Source organism: Paraburkholderia phymatum, from assembly GCF_038900715.1.
In the GTDB taxonomy this organism is placed as follows: Bacteria; Pseudomonadota; Gammaproteobacteria; order Burkholderiales; family Burkholderiaceae; genus Paraburkholderia; species Paraburkholderia phymatum_A.
In genome coordinates, this window is record NZ_JAYMRZ010000043.1 from 1 (window position 1) to 16050 (window position 16050).

The following is a 16050-nucleotide window of genomic DNA, read 5'->3' on the forward strand; positions in this document are numbered from 1 at the left end:
TTCGGGCGCGCGTGACGGCGGCGCCTATCCACTGAGCCGGAGCGTCATCATGTCACTGCTCACCAACACTGTCCCATACGAAAGCGCAAGCCGCCACGATGTCACGTGGGCAACGCTCGCAACATGGGCTGTCGAGCCACGACTTCCCGGACATTCACTCGCGCAGCATTGAGGGCATGACGCCGCTGATGGTGGCAGCGCTGCACGGCGAAGACAGCATAGTCGCAGCGTTGCTGGAGAAGGTGCACACGTCGGCGCGCTCGACAACGAAGGTAGGTATGCACCACTTCGGCGATCGCCTTTGTCCAGGATGAAATCGACGCCATTGCGGGTCAACTTCTCACTGCGGTAATTTGTGAACAATAGCGACGTCGGCATCGCGCTTCGCTCACAACATTCATTTCTTGATCGCATCAGCCGTGCTGATTCCGAGTGGCAAACACCGCTCCTTACGTTCTTGCCGTGAAGATGTACGAAGCTGCTGCGGCTGCCGAAAGCAACCTGGCTGCAAGAGATTATCGTAATCTCCCCAGCTCGTGCGCCGGTGTTATGCATCGGTAGCAGCATCGCGTGATGACGTGGTCAGAACGGGGTCGAGAGGTCAGGACCAGCAAAAATCGCTTGAATTTCGGCTCGCGGCAACGCGCAAATCGGACGTCGATCGGCACGTTTAGTTTGGATCGACAGTACGGACATGGCCAAAGCCGGTTGTCGCTTGATTGCCGCACAGAATAATTTATATGAGCGCCCCCAACGCGTCAGGGGTTCTTACGTATTGATCTGATCACTGAATTCCAGGTCTGAAGTCAGGATCGAGGTGGTCCCCCTCGTATTTCTTGGCGTAGGTCATAGACGTCTTCGTCCATAAGGTCCGCAAAGTGGTTTGAGCGCGAAGTCAACGACCAGCTGCACACGTACGAACTGCCGGAACTTGCCTTCATGGAGATCGCTCAAGCGGGAGAGACGCAACCACCACCGTTTGTTTCCGCTACGACTCCAATCGAATCACGCGCACGTTTCATCGCATTCCGACTTCACCGGGGACACGTCGAGAAGGCGCTACTGTGACCGCAAAACGTTTGTTCGTTCAGGCTATCGATCACGAAGCACGGGTGGGGTGCTCGCTCATCATAGTCGATCCGGGCGCCCGCGAGGAACTTCAAGCTGGCGTTATCTATAAATATGGTAATGCCCTGCGTGTTTACCTTCATGTCGGAATGACCGACTGAATCATCTAGCACGATGAAATATTTTATATCGTCAAAGCCGCGCACTTCGGCGCACAGACGAATGTAAATCTGCGTTTCGCCTTGCAGCGCGATCAGTTCTGCGACCTTTTCTGCTGCTTGAGGCGTGAGAGTCGGGATGTCAGGCGCAGGTGCTGCTAAAAGAGACGTTCGTTGAACAACCATGTAAGTTTTTCTCAGTAATTGGTTAGGAAGACAGACAGTGTTGATCGCTATATGACAAGCAAATAAACGCAAGGTTTGTGCCATGCTGAATTTGTGAGGTATGGGGCCTTTAGTCTCGCATCATTTTACGCGCGCGATGAGCGTTAGGATTTGAATTATTGCGTCAGTTTTGTCAGGTTCGTCGGCATTGTTCACCGATATCGATAGCTATCGATATCAAAACACATGTCATGGAAAGGTTCGATTCGCAGCAGCACCATTTGGCAACGAAAGGGCCAGACGGCGACTGTCAATACGCCGCTTTTCGAGCTTTCACGCAAGCGGCTCGGTTCAAATCGGCAGGCGATGGGTTGGAAGTCGTCGAAAGCGGCAGGTCGTAGCGGTCGAGGCGGCCCATAAATCAGTTACTCCGGAAATTCGTTAGCAATCGGGCGCGGCTGTCGGCTGCGGCCGGCCCTGTCGCGCATCAATACGCGGGACTTTCATTAAACCAGGTTTTCTCGTGACACTGGTGGTCAGAATGTATAGAAGACGGGGCGCGTCCACGACTACTTCGATGAAAAACAGCGAAGCGCGCGCGTTGCCCGACATCCGCGCTGGATTCCGCGAAGGCGCTCGATCTCGTCGCCCGTAACGGGACGGAACGTGAGCGCAGCCACGTCGACGTGCTGTCGCTGGCCATCAACGGACAGGCGGCCAGGGCACTCACCGCCGCGCTCGCGCACACCGACCGCTGGCCGCGGGACATCGTCATCCTGTCGATGCCGCTTGGGGCGTTCGGCCTCTTCGCGTTTTCCGGCATAGCCGACCATGACCAGGCACGCGTCGACCTGTGCGAACGCCACGCGAAACACTTCGATGCCGACGACTGGTGGTTCCTGACCTATCGAGGCTGGGCGCATGGCGAAAACGGCGACCTCCAGCTCGGACGCACGCTGACGCAACGCGCGCTGCAAGTGCGGCGACACAACGTGAATGCGGCGCACGCCGTCGCCCACGTGCTGTACGAATCCGGTGCGAACGACGAGGCGCAAGACATGATTACCGGCTGGCTGCCGGAATATGACAAGACGGGCGTGCTTCACGGCCACATCGCATGGCATAGCGCGCTCATCGCCCTTGAGCGCGCAGACACCGGGCGTGCGCTCGCCATCTACAACGAGCATGTCGCGCCGGCTGCGTCACTCGGCACGCCGATCAACATCGTGAGCGACACGTCGTCGTTTCTCTGGCGCATGCAGGCCTACGGCCACGCCGTCCCGGCGGGTATGTGGGACGACGCTGCAAAGTACGCGTCGGATTACTTCAAGGAAGCGGGCTTTCCGTTCGCTGACTTCCACATGGCGCAGGTAGCCGCGGCGACGGGCGACAGCAAAGCCGTCGAACAACGCGTTGCCGTGCTCAACAGGCTCATCGACGAAGGCAAGCTCCCCGCTGGCCCCGTCGTCCCGGCGATCTGCCGCGCGTCGTTGGCCTTCGCCGAAGAAAAGTACGCACTCGCCGCGGAGATCCTCGAGCCGGTCGCGCGAGACGTCGTGCGAATCGGCGGAAGCGGCGCGCAGCGCGAGGTCGTCGAGGACACGCTTCTGGTTGCGCTCATGCGAAGCGGCGAGGCCGGGAAAGCGCATGCGATCCTCAACGAGCGGCTTCATCGTCGTCCGTCTCCTCGCGACGAGCGATGGCTCGACCAGTTGCGCAGCGCGCAGGCGCCCCTCGCGAATCGATGATCGGGGCGACCAGCGTGCGGAAACTGCTCGTTGAAGGGATAGGCCCGGTCGCCGCAATCTCGATCGCACAACTCTTTGGTACTGCACTGTGGTTCAGTGCAAACAGTACTGCCGGCGATCTGGTGAAAATCTGGCACATCAGCGCGGCTGACATCGGCTGGCTGACGAGTGCGGTGCAGCTTGGGTTCATCCTCGGCACACTCGTCGTCTCGCTGAGCGGCGCCGCCGATCGTTTTCGCGCGAGCAGGATCTTCGTCTGCAGCGCCGTCGTCGGTGCGCTGTTCAACCTCGGCTTTGCATGGCTGTCGACCGGTCTCGTGAGTGGCGCGCTCTTCCGCTTCGGCGTCGGTATCTGCCTCGCCGGCATCTACCTCATGGGAATGAAGCTGATCATCGGCTTTCCGGGCTATGTTACGGGCGCCATCGAGGCTGCAAGCCTCGGGGTGCGTGCATTGAAGGCCGCCGCGATACCTCAAGACGCGCTTTGCGGCGGCCGAAGCACGACAAGGAGTTGACGATGAAAAAGACTTACCGCGCAATGCAGGCGACGAAGCCCGGGATTCTTGAACTGGTGGAACGCCCGATGCCCGTACCGGACGCCGGTCAGGTGTTGATCGAGGTCGAGGCATGCGGCATCTGCGGAGCCGACGTCAGTGATATCGAAGGAGCGGCCCCGACACTGCAGTCGCCCCGCGTGCCCGGCCATGAAGTTGTCGGCCGCATTGCTGCCATTGGAGCGGGGACGCCATCGATCTGGAAGATCGGCCAACGCGTTGGCGTGGGCCGTCTCGGCGGACACTGCAACGAATGCCCTCAATGTCGCCGCGGCCAGTTCCAGCTCTGCCAGAACCAGCCGATCGTCGGCGCTTCGTGCGAGGGTGGCTATGCCGAAATGATGCTTGCCCGTAGCACGGGCCTGATTTCGATCGGCGTGCGCCCGATGATCGAGACGATGCCGCTGGAGAATGCGTTCGTCGCCTATCAGAGGATGAAGCGCGGTGGCGTCAAGTTCCGGATGGTCCTGACCATGGGGAAGACGCGCGACGTGCGCTAACGACGATCCATGGCAACGGGTTATCTTCGATAGGGCAAAGGATCAGGTTGCCCGGAGAGGAGGCATCGATAAAAATTATCGAAAAGTGTCCGCATCCCGATCGAAATTTGCAGAAAGGTCCTCGCGGCTGATTTTGGCTACTGTGCCGCGTCATTACGATGGTTACACGGCGAGCGCAGTGTTGCCGAGCCCAACGGGTCGCGGATTCTGTCGATCCGTTCCCCAGCCAACCTATCGTGAGTACGACCATGCAACTATCCCGGCCATTGATTTGCCTTGCGTCCCTGACGCTTGCCCTGCAACCTCTCGCGGCTCATGCAGATCTGACGGTAAAAATCGGGCAGGTTTCTCCTCTGACTGGCGAACTCTCCCACATCGGAAAGGACGACGAGAACGGTGTGCGGCTCGCGATCGAAGATCTGAACAACAGAAAGATTCGCATTGGCGGGCAAAGCGTGACGTTCGTGCTCGACTCGCAGGACGACGCGGCCGATCCCAGGACGGCGGTGACCGTCGCGCAGAAACTGGTGGACGACGGTGTGGCGGGTGTAGTTGGCCATGCGAACTCCGGGACATCGATACCTGCTTCCAAAATCTACTCGGATGCAGGCGTCCCGATGATCACCGAATCGGCAACCAATCCCAAGCTCACGCAGCAAGGCTTCACGAAGGTGTTCCGTATGGTTGCGAATGATGTGAGACAGGGCTCGGTGATCGGCTTGTATCTGGTTCGCGATCTTGGCGCGCGCAAGGTCGCGATCGTCGACGACCGTACAGCGTACGGTCAAGGTCTTGCCGATGAGGTCGAAAAGTCAGTCAAGGCTGCCGGCGGCAACGTAGTCGCCCGTGAATTTGGCACCGACAAGACAACGAACTGGATGGCGATTCTCACGACCATCAAGAGCCGTCAACCAGAAGGTATCGCTTTCACGGGGGCGACACGCAGGTTCTGTCGCACTAACGCGCCCAGGTTAAAATTGGCGTTCGATCATGAATGACGAGCGGCATGGGTAAGACGAAGACACCGCGCAAGGCTTTGCCGCCGGGCATCGGCAAGGTTTTCAAGCGAGTGCACTATCCGCTGGACGTGATCCTGCTGTGCGTACGCTGGTATGTGGCTTACTCGTTGAGCCTGCGAAATCTCGAGTAGATGATAGCGCAGCGCGGCATCGAGGTCGATCATTCGAGCGTACACCGTTGGGTCATCAAGCTCGTGCCGCTGTTTGAGAAGGTGTTCCGCCGCCACAAGCGACCGGTGGGCAAGAGCTGGAGGATGGACGAGACCTACGTCAAGGTCAAAGGCCAATGGAAAATACCTGTACCGCGCTGTCGACAGGCGTGGCAACACGGTCGATTTCCTGCTGCGTGCCCATCGTGACAAGGTCGCTGCGCGCCGCTACTTCGAGAAGGCAATTGATCAAAACGGTGCGCCCGAAACGATTACCGTGGACAAGAGCGACGCGAATCTGGCGGCACTCGAAGCCAGAATCTGGCGTCACTCGAAGCCATTAACGCAGAGCGCGAAACACCGATCAGGATCCGGCAGAACAAATACCTGAACAACATAGTCGAGCAGGATCATCGAGCGATCAAACGCATCATCAGACCGATGATGGGCTTCAAGAATTTTCGGTGTGCGCGCATCATTCTCTGGGGCATCGAAGTAATGCATATGATCCGCAAGGAGCAGATGGAAGACGACGGTCTCGACCGAACGGTTGCCGAGCAGTTCTACTCGCTGGTAATGTAAGCAATACTATGTAAGTGCAGCCATGTTTGGCCCGCCGTCGTTATCGCGACAAAACCCCGGCGGTCCGCATGACCAGGCCGCCAGCCAGATGTTTGATGTATTGCTGAAACCTCGTTTGCGCGCTCATCGTCTCTCACAGAGTGCATGGATAGGTGCGGTAGCGAATCTTAAACTCTCAGTAAGGGATTCGTTTTTTCGAGAGCGAACTCATTAGATCCCACTTGCAAACCGGTCAATATCAGAAAATATTTAGGATATAGAAAAACATTTTATATCTGTGCGATTGACAATCAGTGATAGAATGGCATTCATTCTGCATCGCATGCAGAATCCAACTTTCTGACCCTGATGTACGGCGATGATCTTGAGGAATTGGAGTCATCCCCGTCTGGCATTTGATGCCCGTCGGCGCTGACATCAATGATGGCTCATTGACCAGTGTTTCTCTTGCAAAGAGGAAGGCATGAATTTTTTTCGCGGAAATGTTCTCCGTGCTGCGTTGCTGCTATCCATTTTTTATGCAGAATCGGCTGATGCCGATTTATCAAAAACTGTCCCAGACCCGGCCCGGCCCGATGAGGTATTGACCAGCAAGATATTTTATACCGGAACTGTCACACTTCAAAAGGCCAATGACCTGGTGTCGGCGTTGGATGAACTGAACGTGAAATATCCTAGGCTAAAATCCATATACCTTTACATCGATAGCCGAGGCGGAAGCATGAGTGCCGGGCAAATTGCTTACCGCGCGATTCAGAGTTCAAGGGTGCAGGTAATAACAGTTAATCTGGATGAGGTAATGTCGGCTGCCACGATGATGTTCTGCGGTGCCCGGAATCGCCTCTCCTTTCCTGATGCGCACTTTCTTCTGCATGCGCCGAACGAGGATTTCGGTGGCAGCTTTCGGCCCGATGAGCTGAATCGCATGAGGGAAGATGTGGGCGACCTTAGGGTGATGCTGTCAGATATTTACGGTCAGTGCACGAATATGGATCGCAAAGAAATAAACTCAATAACCTATAGCGAAAATAATAGAGAGCGTCTTACCCCCGCTGAAGCTTCTGTCAAGGGAATGGTGACTGGAATGGCTCACGAAATTGTAGATGCGCCGGTGTCCTATTACGTAAAAGACCGTGCGCGATAAGTAAGAGGGTATGTCCGTCATCGGGCTTACTGGCACCTGTTCACCATTTTTACGTTGGTGGGTCTTGTCATCAATGGCGGCGTGGTTAACCTGTTTTTCAACTTCGTAGTCAGTCGGTTGACCTTGCACTGGCGCGCGTGGCTGACACGCGACTTGGTGCGGCGTTATCTGAATGGCCGTGCGTATTTTCGCATCGAGCAGGACAACGATGTTGATAATATCGACCAGCGAATCCAGCAGGAAGTCGGGCCGTTCTGCGGCATGGCCATGACGTTGCCGTGGGTCTTGCTATACACGGGATCGGGATTGTCCGTTCAGGGCTGGATCCTGAAATCGATTGCGCCAGCGTTGTTTTTACGGTGTGCTCGCCTATGGTGCCGCGACCACGGTCATTACGTGGTGGCTGTACCGTCCGTTTATTCGCTTGCAGTTTGAATCGACCGTGGCGCAAGCCGATCTGCGCTTTGGCATCCTGCATGTACGGAACTACGCCGAAACCATTGCTCTGTATCGCGGCGAACAGGCAGAGGGCACGAGCATCGGGAAACGCTTGCAACGAGCGGTTGGTATCGCACTGGCGACCTTGCGATATCAACTCGTCGTGAATACCGCAGAGGCCGGTCTTGGCTTGATCTGGACCCTATTGCCGGTTCTCGTCCTCGTGCCACTGTATTTCAGCGGAAAAGTTACGTTTGGAACGATGACCCAGGGCGCCGCTTCCGCAGGGCTGCTGCTGGGCGCGATCCAGCGAATGACAGGATTCGTGCACACATTTGCGACGGCGGCGCCTCACGTGGTGCGACTAGCGCAGATCGTTGAAAAAGTACAGGAAGTCGAGCAGGAAGGCGCCGGTCGGGACGACACGATCACGTTTCATCGTGGCCAAGCCATCCGGTTCGATCGACTCACCGTCGAGACGCCAGGACGGGAACGCACGCTGTTGCGGGACCTGTGCCTGACGCTTTCCGCTGGCGAGCACCTGCTGATTATGGGGCAGACCGGAGTTGGCAAAAGTTCATTGTTGCGGGCGATGGCGGGGCTGTGGCGCGCGGGTAACGGCACGATTACGATGCCGGACACCGATGAAGTGCTGTTCTTGCCACAACGGCCGTACATGCTACTGGGTAACTTGCGCGAGCAGATCCTGTATCCGGCGATAGCGCGGGCGTTCACCGACAGCGAACTCCAGGCATTCCTGGTCGAGGTATCACTGCCTGATCTTGCCGCCCGGCATGGTGGCTTTGACAGTGTTATCGATTGGTCGCGCGTGCTGTCACTCGGTGAGCAGCAACGGATAGGCTTCGCGCGTGCACTGGCTGCCCAGGCGCGTTACGTTTGCCTGGACGAAAGCAACGAGTGCGGTCGACGTGGCAACGGAAGCGCGGCTGTACCGGCTGCTCGCCCTGCGCGGCATGACCTGCGTGAGTGTCGGGCATCGACCGTCGCTGCTCCCGTATCACACCCGGGTGCTGGAACTACAACCGGATGGGAATGTGCGTTTGGTCACCGTCGACCGGGGCCGCGAAGAGGCGGGTCGGCTGAGCGACGAGGATGTCCTTTGAGCGCTGCTGTCGGCAGGCATTCGTTATCGCGACAAAACCCCTGAGCGAGTTCAGGTATATCGGCCTTTGCCGGCAGGATAACTGCGTAGTTGGTCGGTAACGATTGTGCGCGGCACCGGGTTAGAGCGCGGCACCCGCTGAAAGAAGCGATTTGCTGCGACCGCAGGGAAGCGGTGGCCATGATAAAGCGATTTCGTCTTCTACATTCCTTCATTCTACCGTCACCTCTCCAGCAACCTGACAGTGCCGTTGAGGATTACCGCGAGGGAGTGATCTACTCTTCGGGTAATGAGGCGGGCTTAGCCACAAATCAGAACTTGTGACGGATGGCAGCGCGAGCAAGGATCTGGCGATTGTTGGATGAATCGTTCATGTTGGCGATGCTGGCAACAGCGGGCGTTCCGAGAGACGATGTTCCCGATGCTTGCTGCCAACCAATTCCGAAATAAACATCGATGCGTTTGGACAGGAAGTAGTTGGTCGAAATCGTTACCTGATTGAAATGCTGGTTCCCGACTACGTGGCCGGCAGCGTTTTGAACGCCATTCGAGTGCAAATAGTCATATGATGCAGCGACAGTCCAATCTGGGTTGAAACGATACATTATTCCGACGTCGTAATTGTTGAATATTGCCGTTCCCTCTGCGAGCGACGGGCCGAGATTTGCGTATTGGACGTTGGAGAACGAAGCTGCCAAGATAACCGGGCCGATCGCGTAATTGGCTCCTACGACTGCCGACTGGTAAGCTTTAGCGGAAACATATCCCTTGTTCAGGGCACCCTGAAGAGGAGAAACACCATTCCCATAGGCAGTAAAAAAGCCTGTGCCTGGCGCTGCGGTGGGGTTCTTAAAATACTCGAATGCTGCCCCCAGTTTTAATGGCCCATTCGTGTACCCGGCACCTACGGAATAGCCGCTGGTAGATGTGAAATTACCGGCAACGCCACCAAAGCTATACGCCCCCCCGAAGTTCACGCCGCGGATGTCAGGGCTCATGTATCGTACTGAGTTATTCAGTCGAACTGTGTTGCACGCATTGTCCACGTCCCCTGGGTGGCCGGCCGGCGCACCTCCCACAAGCGCTTCGGCAGTGAGTGGCTCGGGGAAGTAGAAGATCATATCGTATTGACGTCCAAATGTCAGGCCACCCCAGTTGTCGCGTTTGACACCGACGAAGGCCTGACGACCAAACAGCAGGCCGCCCTGAGCAGCCTGACCGTTATTTAAGTTCACACCCGACTCAAGGGTGAAAATCGCATGTAAAGCGCCGCCAAGGTCCTCGACACCGGTCACGCCCCACCGACTTCCCATGACACCGGCAAGCGAATCAAGCGAAACCCTCTTTCCGTCGGCAAGGTTGCTTTGGTACATGATCCCTTCGTCGAGAACTCCGTACGGAGTCACGCTATTTTGTGCCTGAGCGAGTGAGCACACTCCGAACATAGCTACACAGACCGACTTTGCGAAACCATTGCACATAATCCGTTGTCCTGCATAATATTTTGAGTGTCATATACTTTTTTAACATGCTGGAGCGGGTACGAATTGCAAGCCGTCGTCAGGAACCCTGCCGCAATTTGTTATCCGATTTTGCCGAAGTGCTTTCAAAGCATAGGTTATGCCGACTTAGGTTCAATACCGAGATGTTGGTGCACAACTGCGCCAGCGACTTTCTACCGGGATCAACCCGGTGTTCCCCCTTAAGACACGGCGAACCTGTCATCACGCTGCCCGCAGATAAACCCGGCCCGCGCAGCTAGGTTGAACGATGGGCCGATTCCCAGTGAATGTGCTATCGCTTGCTGCGGACATAGCGCAACGCTGTCAGCCGGATTGGTATCGTCAATGCATGTTTTCATGCGAACCGCCCATGTGCGAAAGTCGCCATTTGGTTCGTAAGCATTCGCCTATGAGGGAAGATCGAATGCTAGAGAAGGCAGCGTGCAAGGATCAGCGCTCACTAGATTAGGTCTTGTTAACGCGAAAGAACCTCACTTCGCAAGCCCAAGGGAATTTACGGCGATCGCGGCTACGACTCCGACACACATCGCGAGCCCGTGAATGGTAGAACGGACGGACTCACTCACTTGTGGCTTCACAAATTCCCAGCGTCTTCGTATCCGCTTCAATCGTCGTAGCGATATTCACGAAGCATTCTTCAAATTTGCTTGCTCGCTCGTCTGCGGGAACATTTTCAAACGAGCAGCGTCACATTTTTGAACTGGCCTCATACTATGAACGCGCAAAATCACTTACACGGAGCCACGATGAACCTGCAACGATTCACGCGCTACCCGCTCACCTTCGGACCGACGCCGATCCAGCCGCTCAAGCGGCTCTCGCAGCATCTCGGCGGCAAGGTCGAGCTTTACGCGAAACGCGAGGACTGCAACAGCGGCCTTGCGTTCGGCGGCAACAAGACGCGCAAGCTCGAATACCTGATCCCCGATGCGCTCGCGCAAGGCTGCGATACGCTCGTGTCGATCGGCGGCATTCAGTCGAACCAGACGCGCCAGGTCGCCGCCGTCGCCGCGCATCTGGGCATGAAGTGCGTGCTCGTGCAGGAGAACTGGGTCAACTACTTCGACGCCGTGTACGACCGCGTCGGCAATATCCAGATGTCTCGCATCATGGGCGCCGATGTGCGGCTCGTGCCCGACGGCTTCGACATCGGCATTCGCAAAAGCTGGGAAGAAGCGCTCGACAGCGTGCGCGCCGCGGGGGGCAAGCCGTATCCGATTCCCGCCGGCTGCTCGGAACATCCGCTCGGCGGTCTGGGCTTCGTGGGGTTCGCGGAAGAAGTACGTCAGCAGGAAGCCGAGCTTGGTTTCAGATTCGACTACATCGTCGTGTGCTCGGTGACGGGCAGCACGCAGGCGGGCATGATCGTCGGCTTCGCGGCGGATGGGCGCGCGGATCGCGTGATCGGCATCGATGCGTCGGCGAAGCCCGAGCAGACGCGCGAGCAGATCACGCGTATCGCAAAGCACACGGCGGAAAAGGTCGATCTGGGCCGCGACATCACCGCGCAGGATGTCGTCCTCGATACGCGCTATGGAGGTCCCGAATACGGCCTGCCGAACGAAGGCACGCTGGAAGCGATTCGTCTGTGCGCGCGGCTCGAAGGCGTCATGACCGATCCCGTGTACGAAGGCAAGTCGATGCACGGGATGATCGACAAGGTACGGCGCGGCGAATTTCCCGAAGGCTCGAAGGTGCTGTATGCGCATCTGGGCGGCGTGCCGGCGTTGAGCGCGTATAGCTTTATCTTCCGCGACGGATGACAGGGTTAACATCCGCCCTCTGCGAAGATGTGCATCGACTCAATGCCGGACAGGATGATGCGCGCGCAACGGAAATCCTTGAAGCCCATCATAGGCCCGATGATGGGCTTGATTGCGCGATGGTCCTGCTCCACGATGTTGTAAAGGTACTGGATCTGCCAAATCCTGATCGGCGTTTATCCGTAAAATCAACTCGCCAACGCTTGCTCAAAGGAGAGCATCGTGCGTGCACAACAGGTTTCCAAGCGATGCGCCGAGGAAGTTATACTGGCGGTGTCGCTTGAGCTGGCAATGGCGAAGTGGAAAGTCGGGTTACATGATGGCCGCCGCGATCAGTTGGCCGTACATACGGTGACGCAGACCACAGGCCGCATCCTATCCTGCCTGCAGGCGATGCTGTCGCTGATTGAACAGCGTCGGCAGAAATGGGCGTTGCCAGCCGAACTTCGAAGCGTCGTAAGCTCCGAGGCGGGCCAGGACGCGTTCTACCACGTATGTGATGATCGCAGCCATTACCTCGGGAATCGGGGGACAACCTGGCACCTTGATTATCGGCTTGTCGAGAATCACGCCGGCGATCGGTGTTGCGCGAGTCGGGTTAGGCTTTGCTGCCTGCACGCAGCCCCATGATGCGCAAGTACCCCACGCGATCACCGCTTTGGCGTCCGCGGATACACGCTTGAGCTTTTCGATGAACGGCTCGCCGCCAGGAAAGCAGAACATGCCGTCTTCGTTCAGTGGCGGATTGCCCTCGACGGCGACGATATAGCTGCCCTTGTAGCGGGTCATGATGTCGTTCAGGATTGCTTCGGCCTGCATGCCGGCCGCCGCCATAATCGTGTCGTCGTAATCGAGCGAAATCATCGAGAAGATCGCGTCCTTCGCAAGTGGGTGAGAGGAGCGGATAAACGATTCAGTGCAGCACGTGCATTCGAGGCCATGTAGCCAGATTACCGGGGTCCGTGGTTTCGTTTCCAATGCGTGCGCGATACGAGGGATGAACGACGAACCGAGCCCTAGCGCCGTGGCGGTCAAACTGCAAAACTTGAGGAAACTGCGCCGCGTCGCCCCATGACTTCGCATGACATCGTAAAAGCTTTCCAAACCACCCCCTTTCGCCGACAAATTTCCAGTAGGGAAGATCATTGCGGACCACACCGCTACACGGCTGCAACTATTGGAGGTCGGAGTTGTCATTGATCTGTTCCTGTTGCTCCACACGCTGATCAGGCCCAGTCCGCGGACCGACTCTAAGCAGCTTTCGGGCCATGCCGGTCCGAACCCTCGTAAGTTGCCGGACGGCGGAACGTTGGCGGATATTTGTTGAGAAATTGCGCCGGGCTGATAAATGTCCGTTTCCCGACAAAACAAACGCGTTACTAGCAAATGATCGACACCAGTGCCGTGTAGCACTTCTGACTAAGTCATATTGAACGGTATGTCTAACGACTTCGTCATGTTCTGGTGCGGCTCTTGCTGAACAAGCCGTGAACCCGCTCTCGCAACAACTGTAGATGCCATGAATCTTATGAAATGTATCGTGCCGATCCTTGTATCTACGAGAAGCCAATGACGCCGGTGTCGCCAGACTAGGGCAACATGATGGTCTATATGGCGCACAAATGGACCGATTATTGAAAACCGGAGTACGAGGTAAATTGCACCGCGTTGCGTTTGCACAGCATGCCAGCCGCGCGGTTATATATTCGTCACTCGTCTATTGCGCCCGGAACATCACGACGTACTCCGGCTTGACTTGCGGAGAGATGACGCCAAGGGAATGGCTAGGCGCAGATAAAAATCCAATGCAGTGTTATGCCGGAGAATTCATGGAGCACATGATTGAGAAGCTAATGGAGCTAGAATCCAATGTCCGCACCTATTCGCGCGCTTTTCCAGTCGTCTTCTGCAAGGCGCGGGGCGCGGAGATCTACTCGGTCGATGGCCGACGCTATATTGATTTCTTAGCAGGCGCGGGAGCGCTCAATTACGGGCACAACCATCCGGCTTTGAAGGAGTCGATCATAGAGTATTTACGGGGCGACAACCTCGTTCATTCACTGGACCTTTGGACTGCAGCAAAATACGTTTACCTAGATACCTTTGACCGTCTGATATTGAAGGCTCGTGGACTTGACTACAAGGTGCATCTGACAGGACCCACTGGCACCAACGCGGTCGAGGCCGCCATTCGCTTAGCTCGGAAGATAAAGAAACGAAGTAACATTGTTTCCTTCACCAACGGCTTCCACGGCATAACCATGGGTTCGCTCGCCCTCACGGGAAATGCGAGGCTTCGGAGCGCAGCCGGTTTGCCGTCCATGGGCAACGCGTTAATGCCATTCGACAATTATTTTGGCAAAGGTGTCGATACCCTAAGGTATTTCAAAAAATGCCTGAGCGATCGCTCCAGCGGTCTGGACTACCCAGCAGCTGTTATCGTTGAAGTGGTGCAGGGAGAAGGTGGAATCAATGTCGCTTCTCCGGCGTGGCTGCAAGAGCTGGAAACGGTCTGCCGAGATCAAGACATCTTGTTGATCATCGACGACATCCAGGCGGGGTGCGGTCGGACCGGCCGGTTCTTCAGCTTCGAGCACGCGGGGGTGGTACCGGATCTCGTGACCAACTCGAAATCGCTGTCGGGATTTGGATTGCCTTTCTCGCAGGTCTTGATTCGCCCTGAGCATGATCAGTGGGAGGCAGGGCAATACAACGGTACGTTCCGCGGAAACAATGCGGCCATGATTACCGGTGCGAAGGCACTGGAATACTTTTGGTCGGACGATGCTTTCGCAGACGAGGTCCGGCGGAAAGGAGAAATAGTCAGGAAAGGCTTTCTCGAGCTGATAGATTTATTGCGATATCGTCAAGTTGAGGCCGAGGAACGCGGGCTCGGACTGATGCGTGGCATTGACGTTCAATCAGGCGCCTTGGCAACCAAGATTAGTGCCGAGGCGTTCCGACAGGGGCTAATCATCGAAACATCCGGGCATTCCGGCCAGGTAATAAAGTGTCTTTGTCCGCTGGTGACGACCGATGATCAGATCGAGGAAGCAATGCAGATACTGAGATGCAGCATCGACAACGTGCTCGGATAGGTTTTGGTTCCTGTACGGCCGCCGGTTTGAAAATGGATAAGCATAGGCAGTCTTCGAGCTTTGTCGCGATAAGCGTCCGGTATCATGTGTCATGACAATGCGAACGGTCGGACACTCGATGACGACTCTGAATCCAATTTTGGCACGGGTGCTTAAGCGTTTGCACTATCCGCTCGATGTGATCCTGACGTGTGTCCGCTGATATGTGGTGCACCGCTCGACCATCAAGGTGTTGCCGCTCTGGAAAAGGCGTTTCGCCGCAACAAGCGAGCCGTCTGGCGGAGCTGGCGAATGGGTGAAACGCATACCGAGGTCGGAGGCCAGTGGAAGTATTTGTATTTCGCGGTCGACAAAGAAGGAAATACCGTGGATTTTCTGCTGCGTGCCCATCGTGATAAGGCTGCGGCGCTATTTCGAAAAGTCCATCGACCAAAACTGCGTGCCCGAGACGGTGACAATTGATAAAGGCGGCGCGAATCTGGCGGCGCCGGATGCTCTCAACGCGGAGCTGGGAACACCGATCTCGGAGGAACAACAGTCTGCATGAAGACATGCGCAGCACGGTCCGCGAAAAATCCGCCAAGATACTACGAGACAGCCTTTACGGCAGACTCTCGGACAGAGAGCGCGGCAGGTTCGCAAGACGGCACCCTGTAATGTGAGGAGCCAACCCACGGATACCAGCCGAATCCACCGTCGACGTCACAGGCTGCGCCGCTCCCAGCTGATGGTTTCCGCTTCTACCCAGCGCAATCGAAACGCGCGTTTTGCAGCAGCTACGCCGACCGCGGCAAGCTTCATCAGGGGGTTCTCCGTCTGTCAACGTTTCGAGCCTGTACTTTGGCACATCCGATGCCGTCGGCAGTGAGAACCCGCTCCTATCTTTGACCCCTGTCCGATCTATGCCATCCTTCTACCTTGCGGGGCGATTCCATTTCAAGTGGCGGCAGCGACCCAGAAGCGATAAGTCTGGTCTCACCTACGCTATTGCGACAGAACCCGTGCCTCTCACCGTATT

At 56.6% G+C, this 16050-nt stretch carries 7 protein-coding genes and 10 pseudogenes; 12 read left to right on the top strand and 5 right to left on the bottom strand.

Going from position 1 to position 16050, the window contains the following annotated elements; translation table 11 throughout:
* Positions 1-1034: 1034 nt before the first annotated feature.
* The gene (locus tag VSR68_RS40790) at positions 1035-1496 is read right to left on the bottom strand and encodes an iron-sulfur cluster assembly accessory protein (RefSeq protein WP_342937833.1); all 462 of its coding nucleotides are present in this window, start codon (positions 1494-1496) and stop codon (positions 1035-1037) included.
* Positions 1497-2017: 521 nt separating this feature from the next.
* On the opposite strand from VSR68_RS40790, the pseudogene VSR68_RS40795 reads away from it, so the two are divergent.
* From VSR68_RS40795 to VSR68_RS40830, 8 genes and pseudogenes are all read left to right on the top strand, one after another.
* Positions 2018-3139 (top strand): annotated as a pseudogene (locus VSR68_RS40795) (tetratricopeptide repeat protein); the annotation flags it as partial.
* Positions 3136-3538, top strand: a pseudogene (locus tag VSR68_RS40800) (MFS transporter); the annotation flags it as partial. The pseudogenes VSR68_RS40795 and VSR68_RS40800, both read left to right, overlap by 4 nt.
* Positions 3539-3656: 118 nt before the next feature.
* Positions 3657-4067 (top strand): annotated as a pseudogene (locus VSR68_RS40805) (alcohol dehydrogenase catalytic domain-containing protein); the annotation flags it as partial.
* Positions 4068-4441: 374 nt separating this feature from the next.
* Positions 4442-5128: pseudogene (locus VSR68_RS40810) on the top strand (branched-chain amino acid ABC transporter substrate-binding protein); the annotation flags it as partial.
* Positions 5129-5199: 71 nt separating this feature from the next.
* Positions 5200-5943 (top strand): annotated as a pseudogene (locus VSR68_RS40815) (IS6 family transposase).
* Positions 5944-6406: 463 nt separating this feature from the next.
* Complete coding sequence (locus tag VSR68_RS40820; protein WP_342945118.1) at positions 6407-7087, top strand: ATP-dependent Clp protease proteolytic subunit; 681 nt, start codon at positions 6407-6409, stop codon at positions 7085-7087.
* Positions 7088-7141: 54 nt separating this feature from the next.
* A complete protein-coding gene (locus VSR68_RS40825) occupies positions 7142-7522 on the top strand; it encodes a hypothetical protein (protein ID WP_342945119.1) in 381 nt (126 codons plus the stop codon).
* On the top strand, positions 7449-8693 hold the full coding sequence (locus VSR68_RS40830) for an ATP-binding cassette domain-containing protein (protein ID WP_342945120.1): 1245 nt from the start codon (positions 7449-7451) through the stop codon (positions 8691-8693). Before VSR68_RS40825 ends, VSR68_RS40830 begins: the two co-directional genes overlap by 74 nt.
* Here VSR68_RS40830 and VSR68_RS40835 read toward each other — a convergent pair.
* Together VSR68_RS40835 and VSR68_RS40840 are read right to left on the bottom strand one after the other, a co-directional pair.
* A pseudogene (locus tag VSR68_RS40835) lies at positions 8693-8807 on the bottom strand (IS6 family transposase); the annotation flags it as partial. The gene VSR68_RS40830 and the pseudogene VSR68_RS40835 sit on opposite strands and share 1 nt — an antisense overlap.
* 152 nt (positions 8808-8959) lie before the next feature.
* Positions 8960-10129 carry a porin gene (locus VSR68_RS40840; RefSeq protein WP_342945121.1) on the bottom strand — a complete coding sequence of 390 codons (1170 nt, stop codon included), beginning with the start codon at positions 10127-10129 and terminating at the stop codon, positions 8960-8962.
* A 602-nt stretch (positions 10130-10731) separates the two neighbouring features.
* Here VSR68_RS40840 and VSR68_RS42985 point away from each other — a divergent pair.
* Positions 10732-10870, top strand: a pseudogene (locus tag VSR68_RS42985) (IS5/IS1182 family transposase); the annotation flags it as partial.
* Positions 10871-10917: 47 nt separating this feature from the next.
* Positions 10918-11934, top strand: coding sequence for a 1-aminocyclopropane-1-carboxylate deaminase (locus tag VSR68_RS40850; protein WP_342945122.1), 1017 nt, complete (start codon positions 10918-10920; stop codon positions 11932-11934).
* A gap of 5 nt (positions 11935-11939) precedes the next feature.
* Here the strand turns inward: VSR68_RS40850 and VSR68_RS40855 are convergent.
* Together VSR68_RS40855 and VSR68_RS40860 are read right to left on the bottom strand one after the other, a co-directional pair.
* Positions 11940-12110: pseudogene (locus VSR68_RS40855) on the bottom strand (DDE-type integrase/transposase/recombinase); the annotation flags it as partial.
* A gap of 310 nt (positions 12111-12420) precedes the next feature.
* Positions 12421-13080, bottom strand: a pseudogene (locus VSR68_RS40860) (hydrogenase small subunit); the annotation flags it as partial.
* 683 nt (positions 13081-13763) lie between these two features.
* Here VSR68_RS40860 and ectB point away from each other — a divergent pair.
* Together ectB and VSR68_RS40870 are read left to right on the top strand one after the other, a co-directional pair.
* On the top strand, positions 13764-15032 hold the full coding sequence (gene ectB / locus VSR68_RS40865; protein ID WP_342945123.1) for a diaminobutyrate--2-oxoglutarate transaminase: 1269 nt from the start codon (positions 13764-13766) through the stop codon (positions 15030-15032).
* 118 nt (positions 15033-15150) lie between these two features.
* Positions 15151-15567: pseudogene (locus VSR68_RS40870) on the top strand (DDE-type integrase/transposase/recombinase); the annotation flags it as partial.
* Positions 15568-16050 lie beyond the last annotated feature (483 nt).